The 14,292-nt window shown below is 69.6% G+C and carries 16 protein-coding genes; 8 read left to right on the top strand and 8 right to left on the bottom strand.

The genetic code is table 11. From position 1 onward, the window contains the following. Nucleotides 1-22: 22 nt before the first annotated feature. Nucleotides 23-973: an SRPBCC family protein gene (locus HNR20_RS29600; protein WP_184186657.1), complete on the bottom strand. Its 951-nt coding sequence runs from the start codon at nucleotides 971-973 to the stop codon at nucleotides 23-25. A 123-nt stretch (nucleotides 974-1,096) separates the two neighbouring features. Beyond that, on the bottom strand, nucleotides 1,097-1,603 hold the full coding sequence (locus tag HNR20_RS29595; RefSeq protein WP_184186654.1) for a DUF6584 family protein: 507 nt from the start codon (nucleotides 1,601-1,603) through the stop codon (nucleotides 1,097-1,099). A 119-nt stretch (nucleotides 1,604-1,722) separates the two neighbouring features. On the opposite strand from HNR20_RS29595, the gene HNR20_RS29590 reads away from it, so the two are divergent. Next, a complete protein-coding gene (locus HNR20_RS29590) occupies nucleotides 1,723-2,253 on the top strand; it encodes an RNA polymerase sigma factor (protein WP_229687243.1) in 531 nt (176 codons plus the stop codon). Beyond that, nucleotides 2,240-3,445, top strand: a complete 1,206-nt coding sequence (locus HNR20_RS29585; RefSeq protein WP_184186649.1) for a WD40/YVTN/BNR-like repeat-containing protein — start codon at nucleotides 2,240-2,242, stop codon at nucleotides 3,443-3,445. Before HNR20_RS29590 ends, HNR20_RS29585 begins: the two co-directional genes overlap by 14 nt. Nucleotides 3,446-3,777: 332 nt before the next feature. Here the strand turns inward: HNR20_RS29585 and HNR20_RS29580 are convergent, their stop codons facing one another. From HNR20_RS29580 to HNR20_RS29570, 3 genes are read right to left on the bottom strand one after another with little or no spacing between them, the layout of a single operon-like run. Then, on the bottom strand, nucleotides 3,778-4,788 hold the full coding sequence (locus HNR20_RS29580) for a HEAT repeat domain-containing protein (RefSeq protein WP_184186646.1): 1,011 nt from the start codon (nucleotides 4,786-4,788) through the stop codon (nucleotides 3,778-3,780). Between the two features lie 6 nt (nucleotides 4,789-4,794). Then, a complete protein-coding gene (locus HNR20_RS29575) occupies nucleotides 4,795-5,463 on the bottom strand; it encodes a HEAT repeat domain-containing protein (RefSeq protein ID WP_184189273.1) in 669 nt (222 codons plus the stop codon). A 47-nt stretch (nucleotides 5,464-5,510) separates the two neighbouring features. Then, a complete protein-coding gene (locus HNR20_RS29570; protein WP_184186643.1) occupies nucleotides 5,511-7,466 on the bottom strand; it encodes a serine hydrolase domain-containing protein in 1,956 nt (651 codons plus the stop codon). 169 nt (nucleotides 7,467-7,635) lie between these two features. Here HNR20_RS29570 and HNR20_RS29565 point away from each other — a divergent pair, with 169 nt between their 5' ends. Next, complete coding sequence (locus HNR20_RS29565; protein WP_184186641.1) at nucleotides 7,636-8,727, top strand: winged helix DNA-binding domain-containing protein; 1,092 nt, start codon at nucleotides 7,636-7,638, stop codon at nucleotides 8,725-8,727. A gap of 140 nt (nucleotides 8,728-8,867) precedes the next feature. Here the strand turns inward: HNR20_RS29565 and HNR20_RS29560 are convergent, their stop codons facing one another. From HNR20_RS29560 to HNR20_RS29550, 3 genes are all read right to left on the bottom strand, one after another. After that, entirely contained in the window at nucleotides 8,868-9,476 is a 609-nt protein-coding gene (locus HNR20_RS29560; RefSeq protein WP_184186638.1) for a hypothetical protein, read from the bottom strand. Between the two features lie 198 nt (nucleotides 9,477-9,674). Then, nucleotides 9,675-10,235, bottom strand: a complete 561-nt coding sequence (locus HNR20_RS29555) for a TMEM175 family protein (RefSeq protein ID WP_229687244.1) — start codon at nucleotides 10,233-10,235, stop codon at nucleotides 9,675-9,677. A gap of 150 nt (nucleotides 10,236-10,385) precedes the next feature. Continuing rightward, complete coding sequence (locus tag HNR20_RS29550; RefSeq protein WP_184186635.1) at nucleotides 10,386-10,658, bottom strand: hypothetical protein; 273 nt, start codon at nucleotides 10,656-10,658, stop codon at nucleotides 10,386-10,388. Between the two features lie 247 nt (nucleotides 10,659-10,905). Here HNR20_RS29550 and HNR20_RS29545 point away from each other — a divergent pair, with 247 nt between their 5' ends. The 5 genes from HNR20_RS29545 (at nucleotide 10,906) to HNR20_RS29525 (ending at nucleotide 14,218) form a co-directional block, all read left to right on the top strand. Then, entirely contained in the window at nucleotides 10,906-11,163 is a 258-nt protein-coding gene (locus HNR20_RS29545) for a hypothetical protein (RefSeq protein ID WP_184186633.1), read from the top strand. A 462-nt stretch (nucleotides 11,164-11,625) separates the two neighbouring features. After that, on the top strand, nucleotides 11,626-12,726 hold the full coding sequence (gene lxmK, locus HNR20_RS29540) for a class V lanthionine synthetase subunit LxmK (protein ID WP_221309963.1): 1,101 nt from the start codon (nucleotides 11,626-11,628) through the stop codon (nucleotides 12,724-12,726). Continuing rightward, nucleotides 12,723-13,682 carry a T3SS effector HopA1 family protein gene (locus HNR20_RS29535; protein ID WP_184186630.1) on the top strand — a complete coding sequence of 320 codons (960 nt, stop codon included), beginning with the start codon at nucleotides 12,723-12,725 and terminating at the stop codon, nucleotides 13,680-13,682. The genes lxmK and HNR20_RS29535 overlap by 4 nt, the downstream gene beginning before the upstream one ends. Nucleotides 13,683-13,781: 99 nt before the next feature. After that, on the top strand, nucleotides 13,782-13,964 hold the full coding sequence (locus HNR20_RS29530; RefSeq protein WP_184186627.1) for a hypothetical protein: 183 nt from the start codon (nucleotides 13,782-13,784) through the stop codon (nucleotides 13,962-13,964). A gap of 68 nt (nucleotides 13,965-14,032) precedes the next feature. Further along, nucleotides 14,033-14,218 (top strand): LxmA leader domain family RiPP, encoded by a 186-nt coding sequence (locus HNR20_RS29525; RefSeq protein WP_184186624.1) that lies wholly within the window; start codon nucleotides 14,033-14,035, stop codon nucleotides 14,216-14,218. Nucleotides 14,219-14,292 lie beyond the last annotated feature (74 nt).

Here is a 14,292-nt window from a genome sequence, read left to right as displayed (position 1 = left end):
GTCCCTTTCGGAGCTGGGGCGGTCAGCGGCGGGACGCCGGCAGCGGCTGGGCGGGACGCTGCATGGCCTGCTGGCGTACGGAAATGCCGTTGGGGCTGCCCTCGGACCGGACCACCTCACCGGCCTCCAGCACCTGCTTGAACCGGCGCAGGTCGTCACGGACCTGTTGCTCGGGTTCCTCACCGAAGAGCTTCGCCACCGCCCGGCCGAGCGCGCCGGCGGGCGGCGCGTACCGCAGCTCCACCCGGACCTCGGTGCCCCGGTCGCCGGGTGCGGGCACGAACCGGACGCGTCCGGCGTTGGGCACCCGGGTCCCCGGCAGCGAACGCCAGGTGATCGCCTTGTTCGGCTGGTCGTCGATGATCTCGGCGTCCCACTCGACGCGCTGCCCGGCCGGGGCGCGAGCGATCCAGTGCGAGCGGCGCAGGTCGTCGGCGCGTACCGACTCCAGGTGGGCCATGAACCGGGGCAGGTTCTCGACGTCCCGCCAGAACCGGTACGCCTCGGCGGGTGACCGGTTCACCGTCACCGCGATCTCCATCCGGATCATCCGCGCCCGGGCCCGTTGGGCCCGCCCGATCCGTACGGCGGCGAGGACGTCGACGGCGGTGATGCCGGCGATCACGGCGGCGGTCAGTGTCAGGCGGCGGCGCCGTTCACCGCCGTGGTCTGCGAGGGCTCGGCCGAGCAGGGTCAGGTCCATGGCGTCGCCGACCACCCGGCTCCACGCCCAGCCGGCCGGGCGTCGGCCGCTGATCAGGCCGGCGGCGCTGCCCAACTCCCGCAGGCCGACGGCCGGGATCACCATGCGCGCGGCCGCGGAGTCGTCCACCCCGGTCAGTCGTGCGAGGGGTCCGGGCGCGACCAGGGCACCGACGCCCAGCGCCAGACTCAGCAGGCCCAGCGTGCTCGGCAGCGTCGCCGGCACCGGCCCGTCCAACTCCGGCAGGAGCACACTGTCGACACGGTCCATGTCCGGTCCCTTCGGGTGGGCGTGACCGCCAGCGCGCCGACGGAGCGGCGCGCCGCCGCCACCGTGACGCTATGCGGTACGCCCGCCTGATGCGCCCGGTTCGCGATAGAACGTCCGATGCGCCTACAGCGCCCAACGGATCACGGTGATCAGGCCGACGACGGCCAGCGCCACCGCGATCAGCCCGAACACCGCCGCCACCAGGCAGCCCAGTTCGTCGAGCCACGAGCTGGGCTCCCCAGGCCGGGGGCCGACGTCCACCCAGGTGACCGGGGCGGGGCCTTCCTCACCAGCCTGCTCGACCAGGCGGCGGAGCCGCGCGCCCGCCAGCGGCCCGAGCCGGTCGCTGGGGTCGGCGGTCACCTTCAGCACGAGCAGGCGTTGCCAGGCACCCGGGTAGGCCCGCTCGAACGCGGCGGCCTCCTCGGCGGTGGCCTCCTCGCTGAGAAACCCCCACCGCCCGGCCTCGGCCACGTTGCCCACCTGCCGGTACAGGGCCGCACGCCGGGCGCGCAACTCCAGGTCATCGGGGTACGCGGCGTTCAGGCTCGCCAGCCGCTGCATCGCAGGGTGGACATGCCCTCGCCGCAGGTCGGCATCCACCTTCGCCAACACGTGCTCTTTCGCCACGACGAGCATTCTGCGTGGTACGCGTACCGCGCCGACAGGGGAATATCGCCGGTCGGATTATTCTGGCCGGCCACCGGAACCTTCTGCCCGGCCCGTTGGTGGGTGTCATGGAGAAGGGGGTGACGGTGTCCGAAGGTGATCTGATCTCCGAGCTCTACGCCAACTGTTTCCGGCGCCTGGTGGTCCAGCTGTACGCGGTGACCGGTGACCTGACCGAGGCGCAGGAGGCGGTCCAGGAGGCGTTCACCCGGGCACTCGTGTCGCCTGGGCGATTCGCCGGGTTGGAGAACCCGGAGGCGTGGTTGCGCCGCGTCGCCGTAAACTGGGCCCGCAGCCGGTTCCGGCGCCGCCAGGTGCTCGACGGCCTGCTGCGCCGCATCGGCCCGCCTCCGGCCGTCGCCGACCACTCGCCCGAGCACCTCGCCCTGCTCGCCGCGCTGCGCGTACTGCCGGAGGGGCAGCGGCACGCCCTGGCACTGCACTACCTCGTCGACCTGCCGGTGGACGAGGTAGCCGCCACGTTGGGCGTGTCAGCCGGGACGGTGAAGTCCCGGCTGTCCCGGGGCCGGCACGCCCTGGCAGCCCTGCTCGCCGACACCCCCGACACCGCCCACACTACGGAACCCGGGAGGATCGATGTCCGGTCGTGAGTTCTCCGGATTTGACGTGGACACCGTCACCGACGCCGTCCGGCAGCCTCCCCTCGACGAGCTGCGCACCACCGCCCGGTCCCGCCGACACCGGTCGGTCGCGCTGGTGGCGACCGCACTGGTCGCGGTGGCCGGGCTGACCGTCGTACCGCTGGTCGCCGGGCCGGACCGGGCGGACCCGCCGGCCCCGGCGGAACTGTCCCCGACGTACTCCGGCGACTTCACGCTGACCGGGCCCGAGTCCGGAGTCGACGTACGGCGGGACGGCTGCGACCTGCGCTTCTCGTTCACGGGCGATCGCGGCCGAAGCTGGTCGGACTGGGACGCGGCCCGGTTCCAGGGCACCCGGTGTGCGGCCAGCTCCACCGGGACGGTGGACAGTCGCATCGAGTTCTCCGTGCTCAGTGATCGGTCCTACCTGGTCAGCGATACCGGGTTCCTCCGCCTCTCCACCGACTACGGCCGCACCTGGCGGGACGGGGAGACCGCGATCGTCGCCGTACCCAGGTTCCCGACGGCGGCCCGGCCGGTCTTCTGTGGCTTCGGCTGCGGGGCGCTGTCGGAGCCACTGGCGGTGGATCCGTCGAGCGGGACCGTGTACCGACTCACCGCCAGCGGGCCGTCGTGGCGTCCACTGTTCGCCCTCTATCCGGCCGCGGACGGCGCCATCTGGGCGGCGTACCAGATGGGTAGGGCCTCGGGCGCGACGGTCGCCCGCAGTGTCGACCGAGGCGCGACCTGGACCAGCTGGGAGGCGGGGGGCGACGCGAGCGTGGTGGCGGTAGTGGGGCTCGATGACCGGGAGGGGTACGTGCTGACCGAATCGCCGACGACGGGCGGCTCGATGCGGCTGTTGCGGACCACGGACGGCGCGAGGACCTGGACGGACACCGGCGCGAAGCTACCGCCGCAGGCCCACTGGGACCTCACGCTGGGATCGGACGGATCGATCTTCGCCATCACCTCGGGTGAAGGCACCGGATCCGACAACCTCGCGCGACTCCTGGTCAGCAGGGACGACGGGAGGCATTTCACTGTCGCCCGGGAGTACGGTCCGCTCGTCGGCTCGGTCAGCGTGGCACCCGGGTACGCCTGGCTCTTCGGCAGCGACGACGGGTCGACCGGCGAGCCGGACCACTTTCTCCTCACCACGGACGCGACCACCTGGACCCGTTTCACGCTCGCGCCATGATCGAGCTGGCCGGACGGCGGTGTAGACGGCGCTCTGCCCCCGCCGGCCCGGCTCTGTCGAGACTGACGCCGTCGGTGAGGGGTGTGCCGGTCGTTGCCTTTGGAGCTGAATCGTCTGCGACATCGCCGGCCGGGCGAGGACGGCGGACGTGTGAACCGACGACGCCAACCAGCGCGGCTGAATCGTTTGCGACATCAGCTCCAAAGGCACTCAGACCCACCCTCGTTACCTCGGCCATCAGCCGCCTGGACCCCCAGACGTGGACGGCCCCGTGGTGGCGCGTGGGCCGTGGGCGTGGGCTGCCCCCTCCCACGGTGTCGCCCGGCCCTCGTTCAGGGTGACGTGTCTGCGCGTAGCTGGAGAATGTAGGTCGCGGTGAGCGCGACTCCACGGTCGTCGTCCTGTGCCAGGTCGACGAGGGCACGCGCCGCGGTGCTTCCCGGGATGTCCGCCAGGGCCTGTGCCAGCCGTCGGCGGGCGGACGCTTCGACGGGTCCGTGGGCGAGGCGGTCGACGAGCCTGGTCGCGATCTGATCCGCCAACGCGGGAGCACTCGCCAGCGTGCTCAACGCATCGGCAGCGTCGACATCATTCGCCTCCTCGACGACCATGTCGACGAGCGTCGGGACGGCGTCGGCCACTCCCCGTGGCCCGAGCGTCAGGGCCGCATACCTGCGGACCGCGATGTCGGGGTTCGCGAGGGCGCCCTGCAGCAGTGCGGTCGCGGTCGCGGTCGGGATCTCGGCGATGGCCTGAACGGCGCGTTTCCGCACCTCGACCTCTGGTGAGCCGAGGCCCTCCGCCAGCAGGGCCAATCCCCCGTCGCCCGATTGCGCCAGAGCCCAGCGAAGTGCCCCGGCGACGTTCGGGTCCGTCTCGTTCAGCGCCGCCTCGACCAACGCCTCCACCGGTACCGGAGCCTCTTCGACCGAGGACAGGGCCGCGCGCTGGCGCCTCCCCGCGCTCTCCGATCCCAACGCCTGCAGGAGCGCGACGATCTGGAGGACGTCCTCCCAGTCGGCGGGTTCCGCCGCACCGATCCGGCGGAGTCGCGTGAGCAACTCCATCTCGCCCGCGATCCGTCTGCGCGTTTGGCTGACGAGGTCATCGACGAGACCCGAGGGTGTGAAGGCGGGATCGTCGAGCGCGCGCCGGACATCACGCAGCGACAGCCCCAGTGACCGCAGGCTCTCGACCTGGAAGATCAGCCGGATGTCCTCGCTGGAATACTCTCGATAGCCGGCTCCGGTACGGCCAGTTGGCCGCACCAGGCCGAGCGATTCGTAGTGCCTCAGCATGCGGGCGCTGACGCCGGACCGTCGTGCCACCTCACCGATCAACACTGCACATCACCCGTTCGCACTGGTCCTGCCGAGGGCCACGACCCGCTTCGCCTCCTCGATCGCGAGCTCGAAGCCGGCGTCCGGGTCGGCCAGCAGCCGTTCCGTGGCGGTCGCGTGCGCGCGTACGCGCGGGTCGCGATCCGTCTTCGCCGCGCGCAGGGTCGGCATGATCACCTCACCGAGCGAGATCAGCGCCCGGCTGAGGCTCAACTGCGTCTCGCGCTCGCCCCGCCCGAACTGTGTCGACAACACTGCGGCCAGGGTCGGCTCCGCACCCTGGGGCACGAGGACGACCGCCGCTCGCCAGGCGCTGCGTGCCACCTCGTCGTCGGCGTCGGTCAGGAGCGCCCGCGTGATCGCTGGCCACGTCTGCCGATCCCCGATCTTGGACAGCGTGTGCAGCGCCTGGCTGCGCGCCTGCGTACCCTCCGACCGAAGTTCGTCAATGAGCTTCGGGATCGTCAGTGGCGATGGGTGGCGGATGAGCGCCCAGGTCAGCATTTCGCGCACGTAGAATTCCGGCTCGATCGCGCATCGCTGGATGAGCTTGTCGATCAACAGCGGATCAGGGTTTGTGCCGACCGCCAGCGCTGTGCGCAGCCGCACCGACGCGTCGGCGTTCTCCAGCCCCCGGAGAGCGCGCATCGTGTTCGTGCCGTTTCTCGGCATGGTCATCGGAACCACCTCATCGCCCCACTGAAGACCTTGCCACTGTGTCAAGGTCAAGCGAGCGTGAGGTGGTAGATCGACACGACGCCGAGGAAGACGACTGCGGCGAGGGAAACGGCGGTGTGGTGTAGGCGTCCGGGCAGGGTCCACCAACCCCGACGCCATGCCGCCACCGTCCCCGTGATGGTGGCCGCCGCGGTGACCACCGCCGTCGTCGACATCGCCAGGACGGTGATCACCACCGGCGACTTCCCGAGCAGGATGCTCTCCTGCAGCCGGTTGCCGTCGGAGAACAGAACTGCGAGGCCGGCGGTGAACGCTGTGGCGAGGGCCGCGGTGATCCATGCCGCGAGCCGTGCGGTGGTGCTCCACCGGGTGCCGGCAGCAGGGCTGCGGCGGCGCAGCAGGCGGACCAACACGGCGATCGGATAGTAGAGCAGGGTGACGAGTAGCACCGTCAGCGCGCCGACCAGGAGCACCTGGTGCAGGGTGGGTGACTGCCACCAGGCCAGTCGTTGGTAGGCGATGGTCGGGTTGCTGGTATCGAAGAGCGCCGCGATCTGCCCATCGCCGTCGACGCGGAAGCCCAGTTGGTCCTGGCCGCCGCGCTCCTGGAACAACCGTGGTCCGATCGGCGTCCAGTGCTGGGTGACCTTGTCCGGGTCGGGCGAGAGCGGCCCTCGGGTGGTGAGGGTGTTGTCGGGGCCGACCTCGACCGACACCGAGGACATCAGCGCGGCCGCCTTGGTGAGATCCTCCGCGGTACGGGTCACCCGGTAGTCGCCCTCGTACTGGTTGAGGCTGCCGGCCACCTCCGGATCTTGGCCGGCCGCAACCGCGTTCCCACCGGTGGTGGCTGCGCCGGGGAAGAACGACCCCACGAACTCGTCGACGACCTCCTTGCCGGCCCAGGAGGCAGTGCCATCCACGCCGTCACCGTTGTAGACGACGAAGATGCCGATGCCCTTGTCGGGCAGCAGCGCCGCGTTGCTGTGGAAGCCCGGGACATCGCCGTCCTTGGCGAGGACGAGTTGCCCGTCGCGGGGGTGTTCCTGCCAGCCGAAGGCCATGCCGGGGAGCTGCGGGTCGTGGCTGAACTGTCGCGTCTGCATCTGGCGGAGTGCGGTCGGATCGAGCAGCTGTGGCTGGATCGGAGAGGTACTCGTACGCAACTGGTCGCTGAGGAAGCGGCCCATGTCGGTGGCGGTGGAGACCACACCGGCGCCGGTTGGCACCATCGGCCCGTACTGGCCCTGCACCCGCACCTGTCTGTCGTCCTGCGGCCGGTAGCCCTGGGCGAGGGTGGCGTTGACGGCTGCGGTGGGTGGTTGACTGGCGGTGGAGCCGGACATACCCAGCGGCTGCAGGAGGTGCGTCGCCACGTACCGGTCGAAGGGCTCTCCGGAGACGACCTGCACCAGGTAGCCCGCGAGGGTGAACCCGTAGTTGTCGTACGAGGCGAGAGTGCCGGGGCGCCGAACCCGTTCGGGCTGATGCTCAGCCAGGTAATCGGCCAGCGGTTGCGCGTCGGCCGGGTCGCGGACCGCCGCCCCTACGATCTCGTCGACGAACCCTGAGGTATGGGTGAGCAGATGCGCGAGGGTCACCGGCTGGCCCGGGTAGCTGTCGCGAATCTTGAAGGCGGTGAGATAGCGGTTCACGTCCGTGTTCAGGTCCAGCTTGCCCTGTTCCACCAGTTGCATCACGGCGGTCGTGGTCCACAGCTTCGCGTTCGAGGCGATGAAGAAGCCGGTCCTGTCCGGCGACACCGGTACGCGGGTGTCCACGTCGGCCAGGCCGTATCCCCGGGCGAACAGTGGGTGCTGGCCGTCGACGACAACGACCGCGGCACCGGGAATCCGATACTTTGCCAACTGTGCCGGCACGAGGTTGTCAAAGAACGCCTCGTAACCCGTGGCCGGTGCCGCCTGGGCCGCGCCCGGCACTGCCGTGACGGCACCCAGGGCCACCACCGACGCCAACAGTGTGCGCGTGACGCGAGTGAACACTTCGTACTCCCTGCTCAGGTCTTCCCGTCGAGCCGGCCGACGGGAACAGACGTTATGGCGGCCCGGAGGGCCTTTCGAGCCAGTCCACCCCCGACCTGACGTCGGGCTAGCCCTACCGGCGCCACGCGCACCAACCGCGACTCCGGTCTCCGCTGAGTAGGGTGCAGGCATGGTTGATCGGCACCAGGTGATGAACTTCCGCGTCCAGGCCCAGCAGCTCGACCGGGATCAGAACACGCTCGCCGACGCCGCCATCCTGGACATCGGGGTGCAGAACACCGGACCGGACGGCGCCCGGTGGGCGCTGGCCGTACGCGGGGTCGACGTGGCCGCGTTGTCCGCCAAGAATCTGGTTCTGCTGTGGACCATCCGCGGCGCCCCCCACGTCTACCGTCGAGCCGACGTCGGAAAGGTGGTGGCCGCGGTCGAGCCCTTCTCCGACGCCGACGCGGGCAAGCGCATCTACGACGCCTCCAAGCCGTTGAAGGCCGCTGGCATCGGCAACCTTGCCGCCCTCGACGAGGTGGCCGCTCAGCTGCGGGCCATCGTCACCACGCCAACGGTCAAGGGAGACGTCTCCGGTCGCCTGGCCAAGGTGATGCCCGAGCCGTACCTGCGGTTCTGCCGAGCGTGCGACGCCACGCACCTCTACGAGATGCCGTTCCGGTTGGCCGCCGCGCGGGCCGGGCTGGAGCTGCAGCTCGACACCTCGCCCCCGGTCCTCCAGCGCATCACCGGGTTCACGAGAGCGGCCGCCTCGGGCGACCGATACGACCTCATCCGCGCGTACCTTCACCTGCTCGGCCCGGCCACTCCGAAACAGGTGGCCGACTATCTCGACGCCCCGGTCAAGGACGTGAAGGCGCTCTGGCCCGACGACGTGATCGAGGTGACTGTCGACGGGGAAGTGCGCTCGCTGCTGGCCGCCGACGAGAACGTGTTGGAGTCGGCCGACGCCACGTCAACTCGCCTGCTCGGCCCGTTCGACCTGTTCCTGCAGGCCAAGGACCGGGCAACCCTGGTGCCGGACACCGCCCACGCGAAGGAGTTGTGGCCGGTGTTGGGTCGCCCCGGCGCCGTTCTGGTCGACGGCGAGCTGGTCGGCACCTGGCGCCCCCGCAAGTCCGGCAACACGTTCACGGTCGCCGTCCAGCCCTGGCGCAAGCTGCCCGGCCCCATGCGCAAGGCCATCACCGAGCAGGCCGATCGCCTCGCCGCGTACCGCGCCGTCTCCCTCACCGGCGTCGACTTCGCCATCTAGTGGGTAACAGACGGCAAACGCACGATCACAGTACGGGTCAACGACCGGCATCGACTGGTGAAAACTAGGCAACGCCCTACCCCTTTCGCTGGTGGCCTGACGACCGTCACGACAACCCACAGCACCGGACAGCGGTCATGTCAGCGCGGCAGACGGGTGCGGCGGTAGTAGGACCAACCGGCCAGTGGCAGCGCGAGCGTCCATGCCAGAAAGAGCGGAAGGCCGATCAGGACACCCGTGGGGGTGAAGATGTCCTGTGGGCTGGACTCCGCCAGGTCGGCTGCGAACTGCCAGGGCAGGGTCGCCGAGTAGCCGATCATCAGGGCGGATCCCAACACCGTTGGTGTCAACGGCAACCATGGCGGCACTCGGCGTCCGTGCAGCCACGGCACCCACCGGGGGAAGGTCACTCCCCAGTCACTGATGAGCCCAAGCGCCAGGACCCCACCGAGCGCGGCGAGGACGCACAGGAGGCCCAGATAGAACGCGCCGGCCGGCATGCCCAGGACACCGTCGACCGGATGATCGCCGACACCGGGCCCGCGACCGTGGTACCACTCGTCGAACGGCCCGGCGTTGGCGAACATCGGAATACCGAGGATCCATGGAATGTGCAGCGGGATGAACCCCAGCAGGGGGGCGATCCACGCCACGTGACCGGCTCGGCGTGCCCATGGCGGTGGTGGTGGCGTACGAGGAGCCATCGATGCTGTGGCGGGCAGGGTCTGCGCCTGTGGTGGTCGAGTCACGGTGGTTTCTCCGTATCGGCGGTGAGCGTCGGCATATCCGAGATCACTCTGACCGAGCGGCGCGACCGGCGATTCCCCGAGCGGAGGGAGTCGCCTACCCGTACGCGGGGAGAGTCACTTTCGCTGTCCTGGCCGGGGCTCGCCTTTTCGTCAGCACGACCTGTTCACCGGTCGGTGGCGTTGGTGTCCTCGCCGTACTCACCGCGGATGGGTAGGTAGTAAGCGGGTAGGAAGGCGGCGATGATGACGACGCCGGCGATCGGTACGAACGCGCCGACGAGGATGCCTGAGCCGATCCAGACCAGCGCGAGCGCGAATCGGTGGCCGATCGCACGGACGCCGATCGGACCGAGGCCAGGATCCAGCAGTTTGGCGCGACGAAGGTGAGCCCAGATGACGTTGAAGAGGGCTGCGGCCGTCCAGAGTGTGCCGCCGTAGACGACAACCGACGTGCGTAGTCCCTGCTCCGCGCGTAGTGCGTCGGCGAGTAAGTGACGTGGAGAACGGCAGGGACGCGATGACCATCAGCAGCAACGTGTTGAAGAACAACACCTCGCGGTCAACGTGCCGGACACGGTCGAACATGACGTGATGATTGACCCACACCTGCCCGATGAGCAGGAAGCTCAGTGCGTATGCCAGGTACGACGGCCACAGAGCACCGAGACCCCGTAGGAGATGCCCGAAGTCCTGTGGCGGCTGGATCTCCAGCACGAGAAGCGTCACGGCGATGGCGAAGACACCGTCGCTGAAAGCCATCAGCCGACTCGGACTACGCGTGAGCCGTGGATTGTCGCTTTTGGAAGGCACGCCGCAAATTATGCTATAAGTCAGCTTTTGCCACGCGCGCCCGCTGACGCGCAGGCAGAGTTTCAGGCCAGGGTGTCCGCCAGTGCCCAGCGAACGGCGTCAGTGCCGGCGGTAGCCCTGGTAGGCCTGCCAGCAGCCCCAGCCGATCGCGGCAAAGCAGGCGATCCGGACCCCGAACAGGATCGGCAGGCCGAACCGGCCCTGATCGATGAGCCAGTCGTGCAGGCCCCAAAAAAGTGAGGTGAACACGACCGCGGACACCACCGCGACGGCCAGGCCGGTCACCACCTGCGCCCAGCGGCGGGTCGCCGAGACCTGGGTCGCGTCGGGATCGCCGTCGACCCTGCGCCCCTGACCATCGATCCCCGTCATGCCCGAAAGTCTATTCAGCCGAGCCGGCATCGATCAGGTGTGCGGCCCGGCAATGGGCCGGCTCGCCGTCCCCCACGCACGCCGGCTCGTGGCCCTCAATTCTTCGATGTGGGGTGCCGGCGTGAGCCCCGAAGTCGTCAACCTTGACCCGCCGGACGGTCCGCGTCCGCCTAGGACGGATGCCCGCCGTCGGGCTTTCACCCCGGCGTCCGCGTCCCGCGGCCGCCCTGTCGCGTAAGGAGAACCGATGTCCCCGCTGAACCGTGTCGCCGCGCTCGCCGCGACCGCCGTCGCACTCGCCGCACCCGCCGCGCTTGCCGCACCCGCCGCCGCTGCCGCGCACACGGGCGCCGCCCGGACGAGCGCGGTGACGGCCGGCCCGATCTGCCCGGACCATCCGGACGTGCCGCTGCTCGGCTCCTACGTCGGCAGTGAGGGCGACGTCGACGTCTACCGCGTACCGAACCGCTTCGGCTTCACGTTCGTCCGCGTCACCTGCGGCTGACCTCTCAGCCATCCTTCGAGCCCCGGTGGGCTCCGGTCGTCCGGAGCCCACCGGGGCTCTGCTGTTCCCAGGTACGACCGCAAATCCACTTGAGAAGTTTTTGAGTCCGGCCAGTCCCTGGCGGGGACCGCGGCGACGGACCGCTTTCCCGCTCTGAACTGGGCACACCCGTCTGGGCCCCGCCCTCGGAAGCCGCACCGGCAGGACGGCCGACGCACCGACGTCGGCGCAGATCGGACATACCGACAGCCGGCCGCAGAAACAGTTTTTATATGACCGCGGATTCGCGCCTTGTCTCGCCTCAGCCCGTCATGGCAATCTTTCATCACACCGAACGGAGCAACACCCGAAAGGGAGCCGGGAGGCAAACGGGAAGACAGTTCCGGTGCCGCCGGAACCATTCAAGATGAACACGGTCCTTAGCTAGTCGTGTCCGTGTGAGAATTGTCGGAGGTGATAAGAGTGGTCACGAAGCAGGTGATGCCGATCAATTTGGATCTGGCACCCGAGGTCGACCGGCTGCTGCTGGAGCTGGGCGTTGGGCCCTTCGTCCGCGAGACTGTCACCTCGCCGATCGGGCGGAACGACGCGTGGGCGGGTGTTACCGAGAACGGCCGGGACGTCTTCGTCAAACGGCTCACCGGCCGGGCCGGCGACACGCAGGGCCGATTGCGCCGCCTGCTCGACTTCGAAAAGTACGCGGCGGACGCCTCTTTCGACAATGTGCACTGGCCGCAATTCATCGGCAGTGACGAGGAAAACTTCATAGTCGTATTCGAGCGCATCGACGACGCGGTCAACGGCGCGACGCTCATGGTCGACGAGACCTTCACGCTGGAGCACGCGCACCAGGTGGGCAGGGCGATCGGGCATCTGCACTCCACCCCGCCCGCGGCCACCGTCGACCTCGACGACACGACACCAGGATTTCCGCCGGTCGGTCTTCTGGAAGGGATACCGCTGTCGATGTTCCTGCGCTCCAGCGCCGGTGAGATCGAAGCGTGGCGGCTCTTGCAGAACGACCCCGAGCTGATCGCCGCCGTGCGGCGACTGCGGGACGCCGAGGCGCAGGCGCCGAAGGTGCCGTCGCACTGCGACCTGCGGGTCGACCAGTTGCTGATCGGTCCGGAGGGTCTGTTCCTCACCGACTGGGAGGAGTTCCGGCTCGCCGATCCGGCCCGTGACGTCGGGGCGTTCGCCGGCGAGTGGATCTACCGGTCGGTCCTGGACCTCGTGACCAACCGGGGCGACGACGCCTTCCTGGACACCGAGTTCACCCACGACCTGGTGCTGCGACGCGGTGTCGACAAGATGCGCCGCCTGCTGCCGCTGGTGCACGAGTTCTGGCGCGCGTACCGCGAGGTTCGACCGGAGGTCGACGACGGCCTGGCGGTCCGCGCGACGGCCTTCGCCGGCTGGCACCTGCTCGACCGACTGATCGCCGGGGCGCTGTCCTCCGCGCGGCTGTCCGCCATCCAGCGCGCCGCCGCCGGAGTCGGACGGGCCGCCCTGGTCAACCCGGAGAAGTTCGCCACCACCCTCGGCTTCGGAGGAGACCGATGACACTGCAAGCCCAGCCCGTGACGGGGGAACTCTCCCCGACGGTGCGCGACGCGATCAGGCAGATCCGCGTGTCGGCGGACCGGACCACCGCGGTCGTCGGCGGCCAGGAGGTCACGGCCGACTACCCCAGGGAACTGCGCCGCCTGCTCGCGGAGTCGATCTACAACGTGCTGCACTCCGGGCAGCCGGACGGGCAGGTGCCCACCCGGTTGCGGGACGACGCTCTCGAAGAGCGGTTCATCGCCGCGGTTCCACACCGACAGATCGAGGTACGGGGCGTCGCCCGCTCGGCGGTCCAACGCGACCCCGCCGGCCGCGCCCGGATCCTCGTGGAGCGCGAGGGCCTGCGGATCTGGGTCCCCGTGGAGGCCCTCACCACGACCGGGTCCGCACCCGGTGAGCCGGTGACACTGGGCGTACCACCGTGGCGGGCCGCCCTGTCACCGGGATTCTTCCTGGTCGACGGCTCCCGGCAGCGCGCCACCGACCGGGACTTCCTGCGGATCTACTTCCACCTCCGCGACGCCGAGCACGCCGTCGGCGCGTGGGCCACGATCCTGAACCACCTTGAGGACCGGGCCGTGCCGTACCGGGCGAAGGTGCTGTCAGCGCACGAGTTGTACCCGCGCCGCGACGCGATCGTCGTCTACCTCACCGACGACTGGGCGCACGTCGCCGACGACCTGGCCCGGGTGGCGCAGGACCTGCCCGGTCTGGAACACGAGACGTCGGCCTTCGTCGACCGGGTGGCGCCGGGAGTCGGGGCGGCCTCGGAACCCAAGGACGCCAAGGCCGGTCGCCAGGGGCTCAGCTTCGGGCAGCACCGCGCCACCGTCCTGGCCGCCGCCCTGGTCGAGGCGGGCGACGACCTGAGTCAGGTCGAGCCCACCGTCGTCGAGCACTTCATCGCGGCACACATCGACCCCACGAACCCGGCCCGCAACCTGCCGGCCTGACCCGTACGGATGACGGAAGACCTGAGCTCTCTCGCTGGGGGCGTCAACGGGGCGTTCCCAGTCTGGAGCTCAGTGCTTCCCACCACGAAGGAGATCAAAATGCCCACGGACCTCACCAAGACCGACAACATCGTCGACCTCGTGGCGAGCTACGAGACCTACCTCGGCGACACCGACGAGCTGGACGTCTCGGCCGTCGCCGACGCCCCGGCCACCACCTGGTACTGCGCCAGCGCCGCCGTCAGCTTCCTGACCTCGGTCACCTACGAGGCGACCTGCTGAGCGCACCTCCCGATCCCGTCCGCCGGCCCGGCGGACGTCCCTGAAAACCCTTTCACGAAGGAGAGAAAGTGCAGGACAAGGCGAGCAACATCGAAGAGCTGCTGGCTGGCTACGAGACCTACAGCACCGCCGAGGACATCGAGGTTTCGGCTGTCTCGGACGCCCCAGCCACCACCCCGGCCTGCGCCGCCTCGGCGGCCGTCAGCTTCATGGCCAGCCAGATCATCTCGAAGACCGTCGACGACGGCTGCTGAAACACGGCAGGCCCCCGAGCGGTGGGCCGCACGGTTCCGTCCGGCCCACCGCTCGGCCAACCATCTGACAGCGA

Origin of the sequence: Micromonospora parathelypteridis, from assembly GCF_014201145.1 — a bacterium.
Classification (GTDB): domain Bacteria; phylum Actinomycetota; class Actinomycetes; order Mycobacteriales; family Micromonosporaceae; genus Micromonospora; species Micromonospora parathelypteridis.
This window is presented reverse-complemented; position numbering and strand designations above follow the sequence as displayed.

What these genes read in the sequence shown, in the direction of transcription:
- HNR20_RS29600 (WP_184186657.1), bottom strand. Translation starts at nt 973, where the DNA reads ATGGACCGTGTCGACAGTGTGCTCCTGCCGGAGTTGGACGGGCCGGTG.
- HNR20_RS29585 (WP_184186649.1), top strand. Translation starts at nt 2,240, where the DNA reads ATGTCCGGTCGTGAGTTCTCCGGATTTGACGTGGACACCGTCACCGAC.
- HNR20_RS29575 (WP_184189273.1), bottom strand. Translation starts at nt 5,463, where the DNA reads ATGACCATGCCGAGAAACGGCACGAACACGATGCGCGCTCTCCGGGGG.
- HNR20_RS29565 (WP_184186641.1), top strand. Translation starts at nt 7,636, where the DNA reads ATGGTTGATCGGCACCAGGTGATGAACTTCCGCGTCCAGGCCCAGCAG.
- HNR20_RS29555 (WP_229687244.1), bottom strand. Translation starts at nt 10,235, where the DNA reads ATGGCTTTCAGCGACGGTGTCTTCGCCATCGCCGTGACGCTTCTCGTG.
- HNR20_RS29550 (WP_184186635.1), bottom strand. Translation starts at nt 10,658, where the DNA reads ATGACGGGGATCGATGGTCAGGGGCGCAGGGTCGACGGCGATCCCGAC.
- HNR20_RS29545 (WP_184186633.1), top strand. Translation starts at nt 10,906, where the DNA reads ATGTCCCCGCTGAACCGTGTCGCCGCGCTCGCCGCGACCGCCGTCGCA.
- HNR20_RS29535 (WP_184186630.1), top strand. Translation starts at nt 12,723, where the DNA reads ATGACACTGCAAGCCCAGCCCGTGACGGGGGAACTCTCCCCGACGGTG.
- HNR20_RS29530 (WP_184186627.1), top strand. Translation starts at nt 13,782, where the DNA reads ATGCCCACGGACCTCACCAAGACCGACAACATCGTCGACCTCGTGGCG.